The sequence below is a fragment of the Kordiimonas laminariae genome (assembly GCF_023008165.1).
Taxonomy (GTDB): Bacteria; Pseudomonadota; Alphaproteobacteria; order Sphingomonadales; family Kordiimonadaceae; genus Kordiimonas; species Kordiimonas laminariae.
In genome coordinates this window covers 26,121-45,464 of the sequence record NZ_JAKQZA010000005.1, presented here as the reverse complement: position 1 = coordinate 45,464, position 19,344 = coordinate 26,121, and the positions used below count along the sequence as shown (strand labels likewise).

The 19,344-nt window shown below is 47.1% G+C and carries 20 protein-coding genes; 13 read left to right on the top strand and 7 right to left on the bottom strand.

Translation table 11 applies throughout. The features are described 5' to 3' along the window. The first annotated feature begins 29 nt into the window (after positions 1-29). From MF542_RS17820 to MF542_RS11010, 3 genes are read left to right on the top strand one after another with little or no spacing between them, the layout of a single operon-like run. Positions 30-1,115 (top strand): sensor histidine kinase, encoded by a 1,086-nt coding sequence (locus tag MF542_RS17820; RefSeq protein ID WP_247019194.1) that lies wholly within the window; start codon positions 30-32, stop codon positions 1,113-1,115. After that, on the top strand, positions 1,112-1,714 hold the full coding sequence (locus tag MF542_RS11015) for a response regulator transcription factor (RefSeq protein WP_247019192.1): 603 nt from the start codon (positions 1,112-1,114) through the stop codon (positions 1,712-1,714). Before MF542_RS17820 ends, MF542_RS11015 begins: the two co-directional genes overlap by 4 nt. 43 nt (positions 1,715-1,757) lie before the next feature. Beyond that, entirely contained in the window at positions 1,758-2,297 is a 540-nt protein-coding gene (locus MF542_RS11010; RefSeq protein WP_247019190.1) for an NUDIX hydrolase, read from the top strand. Here the strand turns inward: MF542_RS11010 and MF542_RS11005 are convergent. After that, entirely contained in the window at positions 2,294-3,262 is a 969-nt protein-coding gene (locus MF542_RS11005; protein ID WP_247019188.1) for a DUF6492 family protein, read from the bottom strand. The two genes, MF542_RS11010 and MF542_RS11005, sit on opposite strands and share 4 nt — an antisense overlap. 298 nt (positions 3,263-3,560) lie before the next feature. Further along, positions 3,561-4,187: a cytochrome P460 family protein gene (locus tag MF542_RS11000; RefSeq protein WP_247019186.1), complete on the bottom strand. Its 627-nt coding sequence runs from the start codon at positions 4,185-4,187 to the stop codon at positions 3,561-3,563. Between the two features lie 234 nt (positions 4,188-4,421). Between MF542_RS11000 and MF542_RS10995 the strand changes: the two genes are divergently transcribed. After that, a complete protein-coding gene (locus tag MF542_RS10995; protein WP_247019184.1) occupies positions 4,422-5,000 on the top strand; it encodes a TetR/AcrR family transcriptional regulator in 579 nt (192 codons plus the stop codon). A 17-nt stretch (positions 5,001-5,017) separates the two neighbouring features. Here MF542_RS10995 and MF542_RS10990 read toward each other — a convergent pair whose 3' ends face one another. Continuing rightward, complete coding sequence (locus MF542_RS10990) at positions 5,018-5,665, bottom strand: inner membrane-spanning protein YciB (RefSeq protein WP_247019182.1); 648 nt, start codon at positions 5,663-5,665, stop codon at positions 5,018-5,020. A gap of 77 nt (positions 5,666-5,742) precedes the next feature. On the opposite strand from MF542_RS10990, the gene MF542_RS10985 reads away from it, so the two are divergent. Genes MF542_RS10985 through MF542_RS10975 form a run of 3 tightly spaced genes read left to right on the top strand, consistent with a single transcriptional unit; the run spans position 5,743 to position 8,145 of the window. Beyond that, positions 5,743-7,029 (top strand): MFS transporter, encoded by a 1,287-nt coding sequence (locus MF542_RS10985; protein WP_247019180.1) that lies wholly within the window; start codon positions 5,743-5,745, stop codon positions 7,027-7,029. 1 nt (position 7,030) lies between these two features. Continuing rightward, positions 7,031-7,597 (top strand): RNA methyltransferase, encoded by a 567-nt coding sequence (locus MF542_RS10980; RefSeq protein ID WP_247019178.1) that lies wholly within the window; start codon positions 7,031-7,033, stop codon positions 7,595-7,597. 26 nt (positions 7,598-7,623) lie between these two features. Next, positions 7,624-8,145, top strand: coding sequence for an invasion associated locus B family protein (locus MF542_RS10975; protein WP_247019170.1), 522 nt, complete (start codon positions 7,624-7,626; stop codon positions 8,143-8,145). On the opposite strand, the gene MF542_RS10970 is transcribed toward MF542_RS10975, so the two are convergent. Beyond that, the gene (locus tag MF542_RS10970; RefSeq protein WP_247019168.1) at positions 8,142-8,960 is read right to left on the bottom strand and encodes a LytTR family DNA-binding domain-containing protein; all 819 of its coding nucleotides are present in this window, start codon (positions 8,958-8,960) and stop codon (positions 8,142-8,144) included. The two genes, MF542_RS10975 and MF542_RS10970, sit on opposite strands and share 4 nt — an antisense overlap. A gap of 222 nt (positions 8,961-9,182) precedes the next feature. Here MF542_RS10970 and MF542_RS10965 point away from each other — a divergent pair, with 222 nt between their 5' ends. From MF542_RS10965 to MF542_RS17815, 3 genes are all read left to right on the top strand, one after another. Further along, on the top strand, positions 9,183-10,343 hold the full coding sequence (locus tag MF542_RS10965; protein ID WP_247019166.1) for an acyltransferase family protein: 1,161 nt from the start codon (positions 9,183-9,185) through the stop codon (positions 10,341-10,343). A gap of 138 nt (positions 10,344-10,481) precedes the next feature. Further along, positions 10,482-11,705 (top strand): dual-specificity RNA methyltransferase RlmN, encoded by a 1,224-nt coding sequence (gene rlmN / locus MF542_RS10960; protein ID WP_247019164.1) that lies wholly within the window; start codon positions 10,482-10,484, stop codon positions 11,703-11,705. Positions 11,706-11,820: 115 nt separating this feature from the next. Continuing rightward, positions 11,821-13,263, top strand: a complete 1,443-nt coding sequence (locus MF542_RS17815; RefSeq protein ID WP_247019162.1) for an agmatinase family protein — start codon at positions 11,821-11,823, stop codon at positions 13,261-13,263. On the opposite strand, the gene MF542_RS10950 is transcribed toward MF542_RS17815, so the two are convergent. Next, on the bottom strand, positions 13,254-14,003 hold the full coding sequence (locus MF542_RS10950) for a MerR family transcriptional regulator (RefSeq protein ID WP_247019160.1): 750 nt from the start codon (positions 14,001-14,003) through the stop codon (positions 13,254-13,256). The genes MF542_RS17815 and MF542_RS10950 overlap by 10 nt on opposite strands. A 199-nt stretch (positions 14,004-14,202) precedes the next feature. Here MF542_RS10950 and MF542_RS10945 point away from each other — a divergent pair, with 199 nt between their 5' ends. Genes MF542_RS10945 through MF542_RS10935 form a run of 3 tightly spaced genes read left to right on the top strand, consistent with a single transcriptional unit; the run spans position 14,203 to position 16,979 of the window. Next, positions 14,203-15,435: an argininosuccinate synthase gene (locus MF542_RS10945; protein WP_247019158.1), complete on the top strand. Its 1,233-nt coding sequence runs from the start codon at positions 14,203-14,205 to the stop codon at positions 15,433-15,435. A 48-nt stretch (positions 15,436-15,483) separates the two neighbouring features. Then, entirely contained in the window at positions 15,484-16,434 is a 951-nt protein-coding gene (locus tag MF542_RS17810; RefSeq protein ID WP_247019152.1) for an AEC family transporter, read from the top strand. Beyond that, positions 16,434-16,979, top strand: a complete 546-nt coding sequence (locus MF542_RS10935) for a nucleoside/nucleotide kinase family protein (protein WP_247019150.1) — start codon at positions 16,434-16,436, stop codon at positions 16,977-16,979. The genes MF542_RS17810 and MF542_RS10935 overlap by 1 nt, the downstream gene beginning before the upstream one ends. Before the next feature lie 5 nt (positions 16,980-16,984). Here the strand turns inward: MF542_RS10935 and MF542_RS10930 are convergent, their stop codons facing one another. Both MF542_RS10930 and MF542_RS10925 read right to left on the bottom strand, forming a co-directional pair. Then, positions 16,985-17,410 (bottom strand): ester cyclase, encoded by a 426-nt coding sequence (locus MF542_RS10930; RefSeq protein WP_247019148.1) that lies wholly within the window; start codon positions 17,408-17,410, stop codon positions 16,985-16,987. A gap of 214 nt (positions 17,411-17,624) precedes the next feature. Beyond that, positions 17,625-19,265: a M28 family metallopeptidase gene (locus MF542_RS10925; RefSeq protein WP_247019146.1), complete on the bottom strand. Its 1,641-nt coding sequence runs from the start codon at positions 19,263-19,265 to the stop codon at positions 17,625-17,627. Positions 19,266-19,344: the final 79 nt, after the last annotated feature.

Here is a 19,344-nt window from a genome sequence, read left to right as displayed (position 1 = left end):
ACTATTGGGAACATTAGGGATATATTATCGTGGCAAATTGCACTGATACAGAAAAGAAGAGCTGGTTTGATAGCCCATATCCGTGGCTGGGATATCTCTTCATCTATTTCTTTCCATGGGTATTCAGGGCACCGACCTCAACCGAGCTTATATATACGGCGTTTCTTATCCCGGCGTTTCTGGTGATTTATCTTGTAGGTACGAGGAAAAAAGGTGCGGATGTTCTGCCCTTTATTGCGTCTCTTATTATCCTTACGGTTATTGGCTCTCCCGTTATGCTGACTTCTAATGTGTTTGCTGTCTATGCCGCTGCGATGGCGGGCTATATTGAAGATAGGCGGCTCGCTATCTGGACATTGGTGGTTATTGTGGTGATCACTGCGGGATACGGCATGTTTATGGGATATGGTATTCCTTTTATTGGCCCTGCGGTCTTCTTTATGTCTATGACAGGTGGAGCCTGTATTGCAGGCACACAGTTCCGCGCGAAAAACGAGGCCTTAAAAGCTAGCCAGGAAGAAGTGCGGGCCATGGCCGTGCAGGTGGAACGAGAACGCATAGCCCGCGATATGCATGATGTGCTCGGGCACACACTCTCGCTTATCTCTGTTAAGTCTGAGCTTGCGGGCAAGCTTGTTGACCACGATCCTGTTCGCGCAAAATCAGAAATTGAAGATATCCACAGCACAGCAAGAAAAGCCCTTGCGGATGTTAGAGCGACCATTACCGGGATGAAAAGCCATACGCTTGTGTCAGAAATTGCGGCCGCCCGGCAGGCGCTGAGTGCTGCTGATATCAGCCTTAACTTTGTGAATGAACAGATTGAGTTACCAAGCTCTCTGGAAAATGCAGTTGCCATGGTTATTCGCGAGGCGGTGACTAATATCGTGCGTCATGCTGGTGCTGAAAGATGTACGGTTAAGATTACCGGGCAAGGTGATGACCTTCTGTTGAGCATAGAAGATGATGGTTGCGGCAAGATTAAGAAAGAAGGAAACGGGCTTAAAGGTATGCGAGAGCGGATTGAAGCACTTGGCGGTTATTTGAATATTATGTCGGAAGAAGGAACCCGAATTGAAGCGGCTATACCGCTTGCTGAGGTACGTTTATCATGATCCGTATTGTTATTGCAGAAGATCAGGATTTAATTCTGGGTGCACTTGCGGCGCTACTTTCACTTGAGCATGATTTTGAAATTGTCGGTCAAGCTAAAGACGGCAATGAAGCCATAGAGATGCTTCTGGAACATAAGCCGGATATTCTGATTTCTGATATTGAAATGCCTGGGAAAACCGGTCTTGATCTCGCGGCAGAGATCAAAGAGCGAGGTATGAATATTGGCGTGCTTATTGTAACCACCTTTGGGCGCGCGGGGTATATGCGCCGCGCTATGGATTTGGGTGTGAAAGGGTATCTTCTCAAAGATGCACCATCCGCTAAGCTTGCGGACGCTGTTCGTAAAATTAACATGGGCGGCAAGGTTATTTCACCTGAATTGATGGATACTATTTGGGGGACACCGAACCCGCTTACGACCCGGGAAAGCCATGCGCTGAAGCTTGCTGAAGACGGCAAATCCAGCAAGGAAATCGCTCGCATACTAGATATCGCACCGGGTACTGTGCGGAATTATCTCTCTACAGCGACACAGAAACTGGAAGCATCAAACCGGATTGAAGCGGCGCGGATAGCACGTGCTAATGGATGGCTTTAAGTTTCTGCTGGACGAAGGGCAATACTAGCCCCAAGTTATAGGGATGACAGACCCACACAATAAAATGGATACCTTTCACAGAACCATCCCTGATGGAGATGATCATGAGCGCATGGTTTGCAAGGATTGTGGTTTTATCGCTTATGAAAACCCGAAGATTATTGCGGGGGCAGTGGTAACGTTTGAGGATAAATTCCTTTTGTGTAAGCGGGCTATCTACCCGCAAAAAGGTAAGTGGACCATCCCCGCCGGGTTCCTTGAAATGGGCGAGAGGCCAATAGACGGCGCTGTACGTGAAGCCTGGGAAGAAGCAAGGGCCAAGATAGTGCCGCAAGATTTGCTGGCTGTTTATTCGGTTACCCGTATCAGCCAGGTACATATGATGTACCGGGCAGCTCTACCTTCGCCAGAGTTTGAGCCGGGCATGGAAAGTGAAGACGTGGCGCTGTTTACATGGGATGAAATCCCGTGGGAGGAACTGGCATTCCCCAGTGTGCACTGGGTTTTGAAGCATTTCCGTGAAGTACAGGGACAAGAAAACTTTGCACCGTTCACCAACCCGGAAGGTTGGGAAAAAGCTTAAACTCTAGCTATAAATTCTTTGATGCTTGATAGAAATCCAAGCCTATTGGGGTTTTCCGCACTTGAGTACATTGAACTAAAATAATCCGCTTCCTCTTCATTTGATACCAAGCCATATGTTTTCCAATGATGAGCAATACGGCCTTTTAAACGAGAATCAGCTTGATCAACAATCTTCCGGTGAACGCCCAGAGAATAAACCGTTTCCATATTGATATATGTGTCAAAACTATCCACTTTGTCGGTATCATGAAGGCAATCATCGAAGTATGCTAGAACGATGAGACCAGATTCAGCATAAAACGCATCTATTGATCCATACCGGGCAAGTAGATAGCCAAAATATAGAAAAAACTCAGTGAATTTCTGTTCAATAAAGACCTCGTGGAAAGGTTTTTTCTCTTTGGTTTCTATATGATTGATAATATTTTGGGCGATGTTTTTCTTAATCAGAAATGGCGTAATCGTAGGTAATGCCTTGTCTAAAACAGGGGTGCCTTCACCACCAAAATATTTGAAGGCGTTTTGAAGCTTATCATCAAAATCTTTATGATAATGCCCTAGTGGCATCAACATCTTATTGTCGGCTGTGTAGAGCTTTGAGCGTTCCAGAGGGCGGATTAAATGGTTTTTACAATCCAGTATTAGATAGTGTGCTGTTTCGACAAGTGAAGATGCGAGAATTTTAATGGATTGTTGTGTCCACCAATTCGGTGTGTCAAGACGATGTCCTAAAACACTCGTATAGGGGGTTAGTCTTATCTTACCCCTGAGATGTCCATACTCAGGCAATATGTGTTTTTTGAAATAGCGTGTAAATTCCTGCACTTTGTTGTCATGCAAAATAATATAGATATTGCCAATGCTTTCACCTGAGGCATATTTTGCAAAAGAACGTGCTTGCAGTTTTAGTAGGCGTAACTCATCGCAGAAAGCAACGACGACAACGTCGGTTTTTTGATCCATTTTGACCCCCGTTCAATGGATTTAGTTCTATCGGTTATGCTGCGGCAGCTCTTCGCTGCTGGTAAACCTATTGTAATAATACGAATAAAAAAGGCACTAGTAAGGCTAAAGGTTTTAAAGTTCAACTATATATTGACACCATAATGGTTTGGGTAGGTAGGTGTTAAAACTAGAAGCAGAGAAAACTGGATAAAATACCGCCCAGTAAATATGCACACTTACTATGCGGGATAGAGCTGTTATTTGTAGAACTGCCTCTAGAGACCGGATGCCCTAAAGGCAGAGCATAGAATAACTGTTATTTCTTTAAAACGGGATAAGCGTCTGTATAGATAAAATCAGTTTTTCTTGCTGGCTCGTGGCAAGCCATGCAGTCTTCCTGATAGTTTGTGGACTGTGTTTTTTCAGTGTTATCGGCACCAAAGAATGCCCAGCCCCAACCTTCGCCCCATAGTGGGTTTTCAGCAAAACGGCCTTTTCCGTCTTTAATCATCACAAAATAACCGGCCAATTTATCAGCGCGTGTTGCTTCGCCTGTTGTCAGGAATTCGGTGTGCCCACTGAATAATTCTTTTACAATGATAGTACCGTCCGGGAACTCGCCAGTTTTCCTGTATGCGTCAACGGCTTCACGGGTTGAGTAAACGATATGTAGCCCAACCTCGCCGCCCGTATCAGCGTCTCCCGCTACAGACCAACTGCCGAGCATCACATAATCTGTACGGAAGTTCTTAGGAACCCGGATATCACCCTTGGCAGAGATAAGCTTTTCGTATGTTGCTTCGCCTATATAAGTTTCAGAGTTATCTCCGTGTCCCACATAAGCGGCAGCACCTATTGTTACCGCACACAAGCTTAGTCCTGCAAGAACGAAAGCTTTCATATTGAACCATGTTTTTACAGTTTTTTTCTCGAGGTTTGTCATTCTAGGTACCTTTCGGTGCTGCAAGGGCTTTTGTGCAGCAGACTTTAAATTTTACATCGGTTTAACAGCGGAAAGATGGCTGTATGGACGGCCTTTTCCACAGTGGTTATTTCCTGCTTCAAGAGGCACTATATATATTTTGGTATGAAGGTTCAATAATTATCAAGGTTGCACTTCGGAAGGTAAAATCTGATAGTGGCCTCTCTTCATCAATAAACTGAGTGCACGGTAAAAATGGGTAGACCACTGGCGTTTAATAAAGAAGATATTCTTTCAAAAGCTATGTATGTGTTTTGGGAGAATGGCTATGACGGCACGTCTACAGATGACTTAGAGAATGCAACCGGTATTAAACGTGGCAGTCTCTATAATACGTTTGAGAATAAGCACCGTCTGTATATGGCGGTTCTGCAGCACTATTCAGAAGTACATATGGGTGAAGCCATAGCGGCAGTGACAAAACACACCTCTTTCTCTGAAAGCCTTGGTGCACTTCTTGATTATGTGACCGCAGAAAAAAACTTCACGGCTGCGTATCGCGGGTGTTTGTTATGTGATGCCGCTATCGAGCATGCATCAAGGGACGAGGAAGTTGCTGATTTTGTGAGAAATTCTTTCGGGAATCTTGGTAACGCTATTGCCGATGTTCTACGGGCTTCCGTAAGAGAAATTTCTGCCGAACACGCCAGAGAAGAAGCAGATAGAATAGTTGCCATCTATATGGGGCTGAGAACCTACATTAAAATTGGTCATTCAAGAGAAACGGTTCTGAGCATTGCGAAACGTGAGCTTGAGCACATAGCTAAAAACTAGATAGGCTGGATTTAGGCCTATTCTTCATCCTGAGGCAGATATTTCACGAGGAACAGGCTCTGGCCAATAATAAAGATGAAGAGCGCGCCGGTAAGGCCAAAGGTTTTGAAATTCACCCATGTATCATTATCGAAGTTGCGCCAGATCAATTCGTTAGCCACAATTAAACTGATGAAAAACAGAATATAGGCCTTTGTAAGTTTGCGCCATACATGATCCTCCAGCTCAAAGGCCATCTGCATCACAGCTTTCAGGTAAAGCTTATCTCGCCATAAACCAAACAGTAAGATTATGGAGAAGACACCGTAAATCAGGCTGGGTTTCATTTTTACAAAGATTTCATTCTGTAGATAGAGGGTCAGCCCACCCATCACCATAACAATCACGAAGGTGAACTTTTGCATAGCGCTGATATGGCCCATTTTAAAGTAGCCAAACAGCATGGCTGCCGTCATGGAGAGCATGAAAACCGCTGTAGCAACAAACAGTGAATTCGTGTCGCTCGGTTCAATATCAAAACCAAAACCCGTGAGCAGATCTATGATATTTTTACCATATTTGTAGCTGATGAAGAACACCATCAAGGGCCCGAACTCCACCAGAAGCTTGACCCAGGAGCTTTGTTTTGCTTCTGATGTTTCTGTTGTTGCAGTGTTATCGGACATATGAGCCATCAACCTCGTAAAAATACTATATGAGCAAGCTCTAGCACGGCACTTATTGGGATTACAGGCATAAATTTATGAAACAGCTCTTCAAAGACCGCAATTTCATGACCTTCTGGTTCGGGGAATTTATCTCCGTGGTGGGGGATCATATCAGCGTGCTTGCTTTCCCGATGTTGGTGCTTGCCATGACAGATAGCCCAGCGCTTGTAGGTGCGGTGCTTGCCGTACAGGGGCTTCCGCGCGCGATTCTGTTATTGTTTGGTGGCGCGGTGGTGGACCGTTACAGCCCACGTGCTGTGATGCTGGTAACCAATGTTTTGCGCTTTATCTTCATCATGTTCCTGGCATGGCTGATTTATGCTGATCTGGCATCTATTGAACTGGTATTTGCTGTAGCACTTGCCTTTGGTATTGCCGATGCCTTCTTTTATCCAGCGACCACGTCTATCCTGCCAAGCCTTGTTAAGCCTGATGAACTTCAGGGGGGTAATGCACTGGTTCAGATGGGTATGTATCTGGCGGTGGTGTTCGGGCCTGTGATCGGCGGTATTATTATCGCTGGTGAAATTAATACCATGAGTCATTCAGGCGACGGTTTTGTTGCAGGATATGATGATAACCGGATGGGTTTTGCTCGTGCTTTCTTTATAGATGGCCTTACATTTGCTGTTTCTTTCTGCACGCTTCTTTTTGTGAAAACACGCAAGAAGGATGAAGCGGACGGTGAAGAAAAAACATCCATGCTGCAGGAAGTGAAAGAAGCGCTCGTTTGGGTATGGAACCAACCAGCTGTGCGGCTTGGTTTTATCGGTATTGCTGTGTTGCAGTTCTTCTTTCAGGCACCAATATTTGTTGGGCTTCCCGCCCTTGCCAAGGAACGCTTTGTAGAATGGAGCTATGTTTATGGGCTTCAGATCGCGGCCTACGGCGGCGGGGCTTTCATTGGTTCCATGGTTGGTGGGATGATGAGGGGGCCAAAGCCTGAGAATTTGCTCCGCGCTATGTTCCTTATCTTCATCATGTCAGGCTCAACGCTTGCGCTTGTCGTGCTTTATGAACCTTATCAGTGGGCCATGTTTGTATTTTTCCTCGCGGGCGCTGGAGACAGTTGGGTGTGGGTGCATTTCACCACATGGCTCCAGAAACGTACACCAGAGAAACTGTTGGGCCGGGTGATGAGTATCTTTATGTTTATGGCGGTGGGGCTGTTGCCGATTGCAAATATGGTGATGGGCCTAGCTTTTGAGTGGAATCTTGAAGCGTCCCTGATTATAGCTTCTGCCATCATTGTTTTAACGTGCCTTGTTGCAGCGCTTCACCCGGATGCGCGCAAAGGAGCGCAAGTGAAGAGAGAAGCATAGAATGCGTGGTTATTTTGGGATCGGGATCGATAATGCATCAAAGCGCGGCAATATGGGGAACCTTATCCGCACAGCGCATGCTTTTGGCGCGTCTTTCGCGTTTGCTGTGAACCCAAAAATTGTTGCTCATACTGGTGAGTATGTAACCAAGGATTATGTAGATACCAGTAAAACTGCGAACAACATCCCATTCTTCAATTACGAATCTGTGGCTGAGGTAGAAATTCCGCAAGGCTGCCAGCTTGTAGGTGTTGAAATTGATGATGACGCGGTTGATTTGCCGAGCTTTAAACACCCTACTCAGGCGGTTTATGTGCTTGGTGGTGAACGCTCTTCCCTTAGTGAAGAAATGAAGGCGCGCTGCAACAGCTTGATCAAAATCCCGACAAAATTCTCACTTAATGTTGCTACTGCTGGTGCAATCGTTATGTATGATAGGCATAGAGTTCTTGGCGGCTACCCTGATAGACCACTTATGACAGGGCGAAAACCGGAACCAAAGCCAGAGCATGTGCATGGCGGCGTACGGTCCAGACGGGCAGAGCGCAAGTTAAAGCAAGACGTATAGTTGTTAAAAATATATAGGTTGGATTGATGAAATTTGGGGCTTTAATCAGCAGTGCACTTATCGCTGCCTTTGCATTTTCAACACCATCATTTTCGCAAGATAGCCGCAGGCACCTTGGTTCTTTCAGGGATTGGGAAGCCTTTGTATACGGTACTGGCGCCAAGCGCACTTGCCATATGATAAGTACACCTAAATCATCCCGAGCCAGTAAAAGGAATGTTCGCCGCGGTGAAATATACATCATGGTTTCTCACCGCCCGGAATACGGTGTGAAGGATGAAGTAAACTTGGTGTTTGGTTATCCTGTACGTCAGGGTAGTGATGCTTCCTTCAGTGTTGATGGTCGTCGCGGGCTTAGCTTCTTTACGGAAGGTAACAGTGCATGGGCCTATGACCCGAAGGATGACAGAGGTGCCGTGGCTTCCATGAAGCGCGGGAACCGCCTGGTGGTGAAAGCAACCAGCCAACGCGGCACAAACACCACGGATAATTATAGCCTTTCCGGGTTTACCGCCGCTTATAATGCAATCACACAGGCTTGCCGCTAAGCAGTTGCGGATAAAGAAGATTTATAGCGGCGACTGGCGCGTAGCTGGTGACCGCTTTTTAGTTTGAGCGCTATATCACCACCAGCAATAGGGCTGGTTTCTGATATGGCCTGTCTGTTCACAATGTATGATCTGTGAATACGAACCGCATCACAGCCAGCCTTTTGTAGTTCTTCTTCTAGTTCCTTGAGTGTTGCCCTGACCAGTTGTTGGCTATGGGATGTTTCCAGTTCAGCATAATTCCCTGCACTTTTAGCGAACAGAAATTCTTGCGGCTTTAGATGTACCGTTGTACTGCCGCATTTAAGGGTGATGCTGGGTGCTTCTTTTTTCTCTGCTGACTGTCTGAAAAAACTATAAACCAGATAGAACATAGAGAAAGTGACAGCGTCTTTGCGGAACTCGTAGAAGCTATCCCTCATCACATCACCGAAAAATTGATAGTTCGACTCGAAAAGAATCAACCAGAAAACCTTCCTCAGTCCTACCATCATACTTACATGTAAAAAAGAAAAGGCGATTGCCATGCCCAGATAGATGGACGCGGACCTTAGAAATTGATCACGGTTAAAAGGGTAAAGCTGAAAAACCCGAACAGCAAAAACAGATAGAATAATCGAAACCATCCCGCTGGATGCTTCGCCAATAAGGTGCTTGCCCCAATGGGTTCCCGCGCCACTACGTTCGGTTTCTGTGATCAAAGACCCTGTATTCATCCATATGAAAACCGAGATAATAGCAGCGATTACCGCAAATGCTTGCCAGTCACGTTGCAATTGTTCTTTGAAGCTTGGATTGTTTTCTCTCTGTTCCATGGGGGCATGTTATGTGAATCGGACGCAGCCTGCAACTCTATGTAAAACAATGCCTTTACCGCTTATCCCAAGGGTGAAACCTTTTAGCCCAACCGATTTTATCTGTTTTACCGTTTATCCCACAGGCCATGTTCTTGATGTCACGGGAGCTGAGTTATTTAGGGGACCGGTTCATACACTCCTCATGTTTTTGTTCACGGCATATGAGGATAGATACGAAAAATGAACACGAGACGATATGATCTTGATTGGGTGCGGGTAATCGCATTCGGCCTCCTGATATTTTATCATATAGGCATGTATTATGTAACGTGGGGCTGGCACGTAAAAAGCCCTTACGCTGGTGAGTTTTCTGAGCCAGCCATGCGGCTTTTGAACCCATGGCGGCTTTCTTTGTTGTTCTTTATTTCAGGAATCGCGATTCGCTATTACTACGATAAACAAGCAACCCTTTGGAAGGCGGGTTTCGTTCGGTTTGCCAAGCTCTTTATCCCGCTTTTCTTCGGTATGCATGTGATCGTGGCCCCGCAATCTTACTATGAGCTTCTTGCGTCAGGGGAAATACAGCCCGGGTTTTGGGACTTCTATATCACCTACCTGATTGGTACTGATGATTTCAGCGTGCATATTCCCACATGGAACCATCTTTGGTATGTGGCTTACTTACTGATTTATTGCGCGCTCGCAGGGGGGGTGTTCCGACCTATTACATGGCTTTCAGGGCAGCTGGAAAAGCCGTGGTTCTCGCGCTGGTTTGGCGGTGGCCGTATATTTATACTCCCGGCTCTTATTTTTGTTCTCTACCGCTTTACTGTGGATATGTACTACCCGGAAAAACATAATCTGTTTGGAGACTGGGGTGCGCATGCGCGGTACGGCACTTACTTCCTGATTGGTATTCTCCTGGCGAAAAATGAGCAGTTCTGGATGCTCTTGAAAACCGGATGGAGAAAGGCAGCAATCGCCGTTGTTGTTTTAGGAGCAGTGCTTACGCTTACATGGAATAACTGGAGCTTTATTGAAACGCAGGAAATCCCGCTTCAGGTCGCTCGAATCGGCCGTGTGGTATATGCTTGGGCGGTCATTATGGTGATCTTTGGTGCTGCCCAGGATTATCTCAATAAACCAAGCAGCGCGCTTTCTTATTTCACCAAAGCGGTGTTCCCTTATTATATCCTTCACCAAACCATTATTGTGGTGGCGGGCGTTTGGCTTTCTGGCTTTGCCCTTGGTGCAACAATGGAATTTCTGTCACTTCTTGTGATTACAAGTGGCGGATGTGTGCTTCTGTATGAATTAATCATCAGACCACTTGGGTGGCTGCATCCTCTCTTTGGGGTGTTTGGGAAAGCACCTACATTCAAAGGTGATAAGGCTAAATAGGCTTTTTCCTTTACTTTTAGAGCGCCAAGGCATAGGAAGGCGCCAAAATTAACCGCTTGTGGGTGAAACGCCCGCAAGCCCGAAGCGACCTGGAGCAGCTATCCCTTGAACAGAGCTGCAAAAGGCAGGGAAAACAAAATGCAAGTTACACCAAACGGCCATGAGCCGATTGTTCAGCCGCGCATTGGCGCAGATTTCACAGACGGAAAAATCAACCTCTTAGGCCTGAGCCGTGATGAGCTTAAGGATGCTCTTCGTGATTTTGGCGTGCCGGAAAAGCAGCTCCGTATGCGTACAACCCAGCTTTGGCACTGGGTTTATCACCGCGGCGCAACCGATTTTGATGTGATGACCACTATTTCAAAAGATATGCGTGCTCTTCTGAAAACTGGGTTTGTGATTGAGCGTCCTGAAATTGTGGAAGCGCAATATTCGAATGACGGCACACGCAAGTATCTTATCCGTTTTGCAGACGGCAATGAGGCCGAAGCGGTATATATTCCAGAAGAAGGCCGCGGCACACTTTGTGTTTCATCACAAGTGGGCTGTACGCTGAACTGTAAGTTCTGTCATACAGGCACTATGCGCCTTGTGCGGAACCTGACAGCGGGCGAAATCGTGGCGCAGATGATGATTGCCCGTGATGATCTCGGTGAATGGGAAAACCCAACTGAAGGCCGCATGGTTACAAATATTGTAATGATGGGCATGGGCGAGCCACTTTACAACTTTGATAATGTGAAGAAATCGCTTGAAATCATCATGGATGAAGAAGGTATCCAGCTTTCTCGTCGCCGTATTACGCTTTCTACATCAGGTGTTGTGCCGCATATGGAACGCTGCGGTGAAGAAATTGGTGTGAACCTGGCTGTGTCTCTGCATGCTGTTCGTGATGACGTGCGCACAGATATTATGCCGATTAACAAAAAGTATAACCTGGATGCAGTGCTTTCAGCATGTGCCAACTATCCGGGTGCCCATAATGCGCGCCGTATCACGTTTGAATATGCAATGCTTAAAGGCGTGAACGACAGCGATGAAGATGCACGTGAACTTGTGCGACTGATGCGGAAATATAAGCTCCCTGCGAAAGTAAACCTCATCCCGTTCAACCCATGGCCGGGTACAGAGTATGAATGTAGTGACTGGAAGCAGATCGAGCGTTTTTCAAACATCGTGTTTGAAAGCGGCATTTCTGCTCCTATCCGTACACCACGCGGCCGGGATATTATGGCAGCTTGTGGTCAGCTTAAATCGGCATCTGAAAAGAAATCAAAAGCTGAAATGCTCCGCGAACAGGCTGCCGCTAATGAGGCAGCGAAGCCACAGAGCGCAGCTCATTCATCTACAGGGTTAACTTAACCCTCTTTTGTTGAGTGACAAAACTTTAAGAACTGAATAGCCTGATCACAGAATTATCTGCGGTCAGGCTTTCTGTTTTGAGTGCCATGCCGTCCGCACCTATGGGGAGGTGTTTGTGTTTTCTGCTCTATTGAGACATGTATCTGTTGCTGCCTTGTTGCTTGCAAGTACTGCGGTGCTTGCTGAGGACAAAGAAAAAGAACTTGTGGATTTGCCCGAAAGTTTGGCTGCCAAGGTCGCGCATTTGCCTGTAGAACATGTAGAATTTCTCCGCAGCACTAAAGCACTTGGGTTTGCGGGCCGGCACGATATCCTTTTTACCCGTCTTGAAAAGAAGGATGCGGAAGCTATCGCGGCTTATGTAGCTGCGATGGTAAAAGTGCATGAACTTTCGAAATTTAATCCTGAAACAGATAGTGCGACAGTACCGCTTGATCCAACATATAGTGGTTTCAACAGCTGGAAAGTACGCAAACCTGCGGCGTTAAGAGGAGCCCGAGAGCCCGGGCCAATTGATCTCAGCCGCTATATGTACTCCGGTCCTAAATCAGGTATTCCAACTTTCTTTAACCTGCCGGTTGCTATCACACCGCAGGATTTGGTGGCAGGTGATGTGGAGGTCGCTATTATGGGGGCTCCGCTTGATATGGGATCTGGTATCAGGGGCGCTGCGTATGGCCCAAGGGCCGTGCGAACTGGCGCTATTTACAAGGGTAATGGCCCGGATGTGCCCGAGCATATGCACACGATGGTTTCTCCTTTTAACGAACTTACTGTTGTAGATTACGGCGATATTGCCGTTGATGGTTTGAGCACAGAACGCAGCGTTGGCCATATTCGCGAAATGGTGCGGGAGGTGGCGGCCGCTGGCACAATTCCAATCATCGTAGGTGGCGACCATTCTTTAATGTACCCAGATGTAGCTGGTGTGGTGGATGTATACGGTGCTGGTAAAGTAGGTGTGGTGCATTTTGATGCGCACTTTGATGCTCAGCCAACAGGTTCACACCTTCTTAGCCACGGCCAACCGGTACACCGTCTGTTCAGTGAAGAAATTGTACCTGGTGAAAATTTCATTCAGGTGGGTTTGCGTGGTTATTGGCCCGGCAAAGAAGGGTTTGAATGGATGCGTGAACACGGCCTTCGGTATCACACCATGGCAGAAGTGGAAGAAAAAGGCTGGAAAGCCGTGATGGATAGAGTGCTTGAAGAAGCGCTTGAAGGTCCCGAGTACATATTTATTTCCTTTGATGTAGATGTTCTTGATCCAGCCTATATGCCGGGTACTGGTACGCCAGAACCGGGCGGCCTTACCACCCGGGAAGCTTTTCCGATTGTTCGTAGGTTATGCGCTGAAAAACAGGTTGTTGGGTTCGAGCTTGTAGAGGTAAACCCAGTTGCAGATCCGGGCTATACCACCGCGCAAAACTCTGACCGCATTCTGCGAGAGTGTCTTACAGGTATTGCGATGCGGAAGAGAGGCCTTACTGGTAAGCATTACCTCAGTCCACTCACAGTAGATCATGGGCAGAAACTGAAATCGGCTACTCAGGATTGAGCGGCTTTTTCAGCAGCTTTTACAAATGCCCATACCTCGTTTGAAAATGGTTTTTCAGGACCATCCTTGGGCCAATCGTCCATATTGTCATACATTTGGGCTGCTTTTCCCATCAGGCTTGGGTCTACGTCATAAATCGCCTGTGTCATGGCATTCCATTCTTTGACAATGGCTTGTGCTTCTGGGCTTGCAGGGTCGGTGCCTACAAGTTTTTCAGTACGGGCCAAAAGGTCCGGCCAAGCCCGTTCGTTAGCCGTTATGACATCATCAGGGATAGCGGCTTTTGCCTTTGCCCATTTTACATTGTCCTCCGGGGAATAGAATTTATCCCACACTTTTTGCCATTTCTCTTCGCTCATGGCGTTCTCTCCAAGTTTGATCATATTACAAAGCGTGGAAAGGTCGGATGTTTCTCTGGCTTCAAGTTGCGTAAGCGTATCTTCAACAGCCTGAAGCGAAATGGTTATTTCTTTTTGTTTTTCTTCCAGAACAGTTTTCTGCATACGGAGCAGGTCAGTGGCAGGGATTTCTTGTGACCGCAGTAGACCAGCGATTTGTTCAAGCGAAAAACCAGTTCGCTTTAACAGCTGGATTTGTTGCAGTCTCAAAATATCTCTGTAACGGTACACTCGCTGTCCAGACTCGGATCTCTGAGGCGCTAAAAGCCCTTTATCTTCATAATGTCTGAGTGCTCTGACTGTTACGCCAGATTGTTTAGCCACATCTCCAATGGAAACCATCAATTATCCTTTCTTTCCACTATTGGTGTGGTTAATTGCTGACGCTGCGTGAGGGGCAAGAGGTTTTTTGAGCAAATATTGTTTTAGAAAACTAAAGCTAATTGAAACTTTATAAAAGCTCTTGTTTGACGCGAGCGATCCTGTGCCTATACTCCGCGCATTCATTGACATTATGTCATCATTTCTTGGAGTTAATTAAATGTCGGAGCAAATTAAAAAAGTTGTGCTCGCCTACTCAGGCGGTTTGGACACAAGCATCATCCTTAAATGGCTACAGGTAACATACGGCTGTGAAGTTGTTACGTTTACCGCTGATTTAGGCCAGGGTGAAGAGCTTGAGCCCGCACGACGAAAAGCGGAAATGCTCGGCATCAAAGATATCTTCATTGAAGACCTGCGCGAAGAATTTGTGCGTGATTATGTATTCCCGATGTTCCGTGCAAACACGGTTTATGAAGGCCAGTATCTTCTCGGTACATCAATTGCTCGCCCGCTTATTTCCAAACGGCAGATTGAAATTGCCAAAGAAGTAGGTGCGGATGCAGTTTGCCACGGCGCAACAGGCAAAGGAAACGATCAGGTTCGGTTTGAGCTTGGCTATTATGCACTTAACCCAAACATCAAGGTGATTGCACCTTGGCGTGAGTGGGAGCTGAACAGCCGTACTGCGCTTATTGATTTTGCTGAAAAGCACCAAATCCCAGTGCCAAAAGATAAGCGTGGTGAAAGTCCATTCAGTGTGGACGCGAACCTTCTGCACACATCATCAGAAGGAAAGGCGCTTGAAGACCCATGGACGGCTGCGGAAGAGTATGTCTACGTCCGTACAGATAATCCGGTAACAGCGCCGGATGAGCCAGAGTATATCGAAGTGGAGTTTGAAAAAGGTGATCCAGTTGCCATTAATGGTGTGGCGCTTTCACCAGCTGAACTTCTAACCAAGCTGAATGAGCTTGGTAAAAAGCACGGTATTGGTCGTCTTGATCTTCTTGAGAACCGTTTTGTGGGTATGAAATCTCGCGGTATCTACGAAACACCGGGTGGTACAATTCTGCTTGCCGCACACCGGGGTATCGAGCAAATCACGCTTGATAGCGGCGCGATGCATCTGAAGGATGAAATCATGCCGAAGTATGCAAAGCTTCTCTATAACGGCTTCTGGTTCTCACCAGAGCGGGAGATGATGCAGGCGCTTATTGATAAATCTCAGGAATTTGTCGCGGGTACTGTGCGTCTTATGCTCTTCAAGGGTGGTGTGCATGTAGTTGGCCGTAAGAGCCCATACAGCCTCTATTCTATGGAGCATGTAACCTTTGAGGAAGACAGTGTGTATGACCAGCGCGATGCGGAAGGCTTTATCAAGCTGAACGCTCTTCGTCTACAGCTTCTCAAGCAGCGTGGTAACATTCAGGAACCACCAAGTTACGATTGAAAGTCTCAGCGTTAGGACTAGCTAACAAGTCGAAAGGGGAAAGCGCACGTGCTTGAAATCATCACCATTGTCGCACCAGTATTTTTACTTATGGTGCTTGGCTATGGTTTTGGGCGCACCAAGCTTTTCCCTGAAGGATCTTCCACAGTATTAATCGCTTACGTGTGGAACATTGCGATTCCGGCGCTTCTGTTCAGCGCTATTGCACCACGCGAGTTGCCGGGGCTTGAGCAAATTACCTATATCGGTAGCTATTATCTTTCCGTTTATGCCATCTATATAGCTGCGGTATATCTCTCGCGCTGGATGTTTAAACTAACACTCGCTGAACAGGGTGTTTTTGCTTTTGCAACGGTGTTCGGGAATGTGGGCTTTATTGGTATTCCCATTGTGGAAGGTGCCTACGGTGAAGAAGGCTTGCGCTTTCTCCTGATGCTGATGAGCTTTCACAGCTTCACTCTTATTCCAGTGACAACTATCCTTGTGGAACGTGCAAAGAATATGGCCGGGGGCGCTGGTATGATGCAGCGTACGTTTGCAAGCATTAGGCAAAACCCTATTATTCTTTCGCTCTTTTTCAGCCTTCTGTGGTCAGCTCTTGGGTTGCCGTTTCCTTATTGGCTTGAGCGTTTGTTTGAGCTTCCTGCCCAGTCCGCAGCGCCTGTTGGGTTGTTTGCAGGTGGGCTTGCGCTTTCCCGTGTGAAGATTGCGGGGGACATGCTCCACTCGGTCGCGGCTGTGGTGTTCAAACTGGTTATGCTACCGCTTGCGGTGTTCTCTATCACCAATTTTGTGCTGGAGATGCCTGATATCATGGTGGCGGTGGCGACTATTATGGCCGCTATGCCTACAGGGATGATTGTCTATAGTTTTGGTGCGCAGCAGCAGGTGGGAGCCCGTCGTGCGGCGACCGCTGTTTTGATTTCTACCGCTTGTTCTTTCCTTACCATTTTCCTTATCCTTGCTTTCTTGAGAGAGCAGGGAATGGTGCCAGTTTGATGAAAATCGACCGGTACAATAAGCTGATTAAATCACTGGGCAAGCATACCGCTGTGGGCATTAGTGGGTTAGATGGTGCAGGAAAAACTACTTTTGCGAAAGAGCTGCTTGAAAGCCTTAAAGCAGAAGGGCTTGATCCCTTACTTCTTCATATCGATGACTTCAACAATCGCGTAGTTCAGAAACGAATTTATGATACTTACATGCGAGGCGTTTTTACAGAAAAGCACTTCGAAACTTACTACCGAGAAAGCATAGAGTATGAGGCAGTTGCTGCAGTGATAGCAGAAGCGAAAAGCAATGGGCTCGTAATCGTAGAAGGTGTTTTCCTCTTCAAACCGCAGCTAAACCATTTGTTTGATCTGCGGTTTGAAATTGATACTTCCCCCACCACCGCCCGAGCGCGTTTTGTAAAGCGCAAAGAGGAAGTAGGTGATCCGCGTCCTGTGGAAGTGTTTGATGATATCTGGCTGCCAGCTTTCCTGCGCTACCAAGCAGAATATAGCAGCAGCTTTGATATAGATGTTGTTATCAAGAATGACTGAAGTTGTTATTCAGCAGTAGCGGTTACCTGAACTTCCATGCCTTTACGGTCTGTCTGTAGCCAGTATTCCACAATTTTCCCGCCTTCAATTCTGTATACGGTGCTTGTTACTTCGGTAAGAGGCTTGCCAGTCACGGCTTCACCTGAATGGGCTTCTTTGTGGAAGCCATCCTGGCGCCAGCGAACATAAACCCGGTCTTCATCTGCAATAATATCTTCGATAGTGACGGTGAAGTCTCCAAACGCCTGCTGGAATTCTTCAATATGTTCCCGGTACTGTGCTGGAGTGCGTTCCACTGTTGCACCGCCTTCTGCCCAAATCTGATGGGCGAGTACCTTCGGGGCCATATAGTGATGGACAGTTTCCAGTTTCTTGCCTGACCTGATATTGAGAACAAAATCCCGAACAATTTCTTTTGGGGATGGCATCATGCAAATTCCTGTATCTGACGAAAAGGCAGGTGTTGAATAGGGTAAAATTACCAAGGGGATAAATAGGTATAAACGCAAAAAGGTGTGTTTCATCATAAGTCTCTACCACTCGTATGATTAACACGCCGACAGCATTTATTTGGGAAGTGTGGTTTGATCTTCAACCACAAAGTAGGAAAAAAGGCGAGAGCCTGAACTCCCGCCTTGAGATTCTTTATTTGCCTTTACGCTGAGCGTCTCGCTTGGCTTTGAACTCGCTGCCTTCAGACCATTTCGGCCAATCACGTGAATTCAGGATCAATCGGCCAGTTAGCTCATAAAGCTTTAGGTCTTCCACGGCGCCAGACAGGTCCCAGTCATCGCTATATTCATCGCCCGGTTTATGGTAGCCAACACGGAGATACTCCTTGCGGATTTCGGCCACATATTTTTTGCCTTTTTCTTTATGGTCATTGCCCGAGTTCGGGTAGAGCATCGGCACGCCTTCTTTAGAAAGCTCAAAATGATCAGAGCGGTAGAAGCCACCTTTTTCAGGGTAAGCATCAGGCGCTAAAACGCGACCCTGTGTTTCTGCAATTTGGCGCAGATAGTTATCAAGCTCACTATTACCGTACCCCGTTACTGTTACGTCATTGGTTGGTCCAAAATTATTAAGGCCATCCATATTGATACCACCAACGGTATCTGCGAGCGGCACGAGCGGATTGGCAGCATAGTAAGCGGAACCGAGAAGGCCTTGTTCCTCTGCGGTTACAGCAATGAACATTACCGAGCGCTCAGGCTGTTCGCCGCTCGCGAAAGCGCGCGCGAGTTCAATAAGGCCACCAGTGCCAGTGGCGTTATCAAGTGCACCATTATAAATGCCGTCGCCTTCGATGGATGGATCAGTACCAATATGATCCCAGTGAGCCATATAGATGAAATATTCATCTGGATATTTGGAGCCTTTAACAACACCGGCGACGTTCTGGGAATTTACATTCCCTACCTTGCTTTCGAAGCTTGTAGCGGCTTTCAAATTCATTGGCACAGCTTTGAAGCCTGGTGTTTCAGCAGCTTTTTGAAGGGCAGCACGATCGAGCTCTGCAAGCTTGAACAGGCGGTCAGCAGCATCAGTTGTAATCCAGCTTTCTGCCTGGCTAAGGCTCGCGCCGCCATCAGGGCGGATGGTATCAAACTGAGGGCCTGTCCAGCTGGCATCAACTGTGTTCCACGGGTAAGCCGCAGGCTTGGTTTCGTGGATCATAATGGCGCCAGCAGCGCCTTGGCGGGCAGCTTCATCAAACTTATAGTCCCAGCGACCATAATAGGTCATGGCATTACCATTAAAGAGCGCATCATTCTGAGTGGCAAAGCCTGGGTCGTTGATCATCATCACAACGGTTTTGCCCGTTACATCAATGCCTTCATAATCATTCCAGCCACGTTCAGGTGCATTGATGCCGTAGCCTACAAATACCAATTCACTGTCGGCAAGTGAGGTTTCCGTTTGTGCACGGCGGGTCCATACAACCATATCATCCCGGTAGGCGAATGTTTCTGTGCCGTTTTCACCGCTGATGGTGAAGCTTGGTGCACCTAACGTTTCAACGGAAATAAGGGGTACATCTTGTGTGTATTTGCCGCCGTTCGCAGGCGAAAGGCCCGCTTCTTTGAATTCTTTAGTAAGGTAAGCAACCGTTAGCTCTTCGCCCTTGGTTGCTGGAGCACGGCCGCCGAATTCATCGGATGCCAGCGTCTTGATGTGGCTCGCTAGCTCAGCTTCATTGATTTCATATGGTGTTGGGGTTTCGGCGGTGTCGCTGCAAGCTGCGAGTACAGCAAAGGCTGCAGCTGATACAAATAATTTTTTCATCCCTGTTCCTCCCTGAAAGGATTTGGAGCAGGGTGGTTGATAGCGGCGCTTGTGTCAACGCCGCTACCATGATTGTTAC

Bases quoted from the DNA above. Each gene is read 5' to 3' on its own strand.
- MF542_RS11015 (WP_247019192.1), top strand. From the start codon at position 1,112: ATGATCCGTATTGTTATTGCAGAAGATCAGGATTTAATTCTGGGTGCA.
- MF542_RS11010 (WP_247019190.1), top strand. From the start codon at position 1,758: ATGACAGACCCACACAATAAAATGGATACCTTTCACAGAACCATCCCT.
- MF542_RS11005 (WP_247019188.1), bottom strand. From the start codon at position 3,262: ATGGATCAAAAAACCGACGTTGTCGTCGTTGCTTTCTGCGATGAGTTA.
- MF542_RS11000 (WP_247019186.1), bottom strand. From the start codon at position 4,187: ATGACAAACCTCGAGAAAAAAACTGTAAAAACATGGTTCAATATGAAA.
- MF542_RS10995 (WP_247019184.1), top strand. From the start codon at position 4,422: ATGGGTAGACCACTGGCGTTTAATAAAGAAGATATTCTTTCAAAAGCT.
- MF542_RS10990 (WP_247019182.1), bottom strand. From the start codon at position 5,665: ATGTCCGATAACACTGCAACAACAGAAACATCAGAAGCAAAACAAAGC.
- MF542_RS10985 (WP_247019180.1), top strand. From the start codon at position 5,743: ATGAAACAGCTCTTCAAAGACCGCAATTTCATGACCTTCTGGTTCGGG.
- MF542_RS10980 (WP_247019178.1), top strand. From the start codon at position 7,031: ATGCGTGGTTATTTTGGGATCGGGATCGATAATGCATCAAAGCGCGGC.
- MF542_RS10975 (WP_247019170.1), top strand. From the start codon at position 7,624: ATGAAATTTGGGGCTTTAATCAGCAGTGCACTTATCGCTGCCTTTGCA.
- MF542_RS10970 (WP_247019168.1), bottom strand. From the start codon at position 8,960: ATGGAACAGAGAGAAAACAATCCAAGCTTCAAAGAACAATTGCAACGT.
- MF542_RS10965 (WP_247019166.1), top strand. From the start codon at position 9,183: ATGAACACGAGACGATATGATCTTGATTGGGTGCGGGTAATCGCATTC.
- rlmN (WP_247019164.1), top strand. From the start codon at position 10,482: ATGCAAGTTACACCAAACGGCCATGAGCCGATTGTTCAGCCGCGCATT.
- MF542_RS10950 (WP_247019160.1), bottom strand. From the start codon at position 14,003: ATGGTTTCCATTGGAGATGTGGCTAAACAATCTGGCGTAACAGTCAGA.
- MF542_RS10945 (WP_247019158.1), top strand. From the start codon at position 14,203: ATGTCGGAGCAAATTAAAAAAGTTGTGCTCGCCTACTCAGGCGGTTTG.
- MF542_RS10935 (WP_247019150.1), top strand. From the start codon at position 16,434: ATGAAAATCGACCGGTACAATAAGCTGATTAAATCACTGGGCAAGCAT.
- MF542_RS10930 (WP_247019148.1), bottom strand. From the start codon at position 17,410: ATGATGCCATCCCCAAAAGAAATTGTTCGGGATTTTGTTCTCAATATC.
- MF542_RS10925 (WP_247019146.1), bottom strand. From the start codon at position 19,265: ATGAAAAAATTATTTGTATCAGCTGCAGCCTTTGCTGTACTCGCAGCT.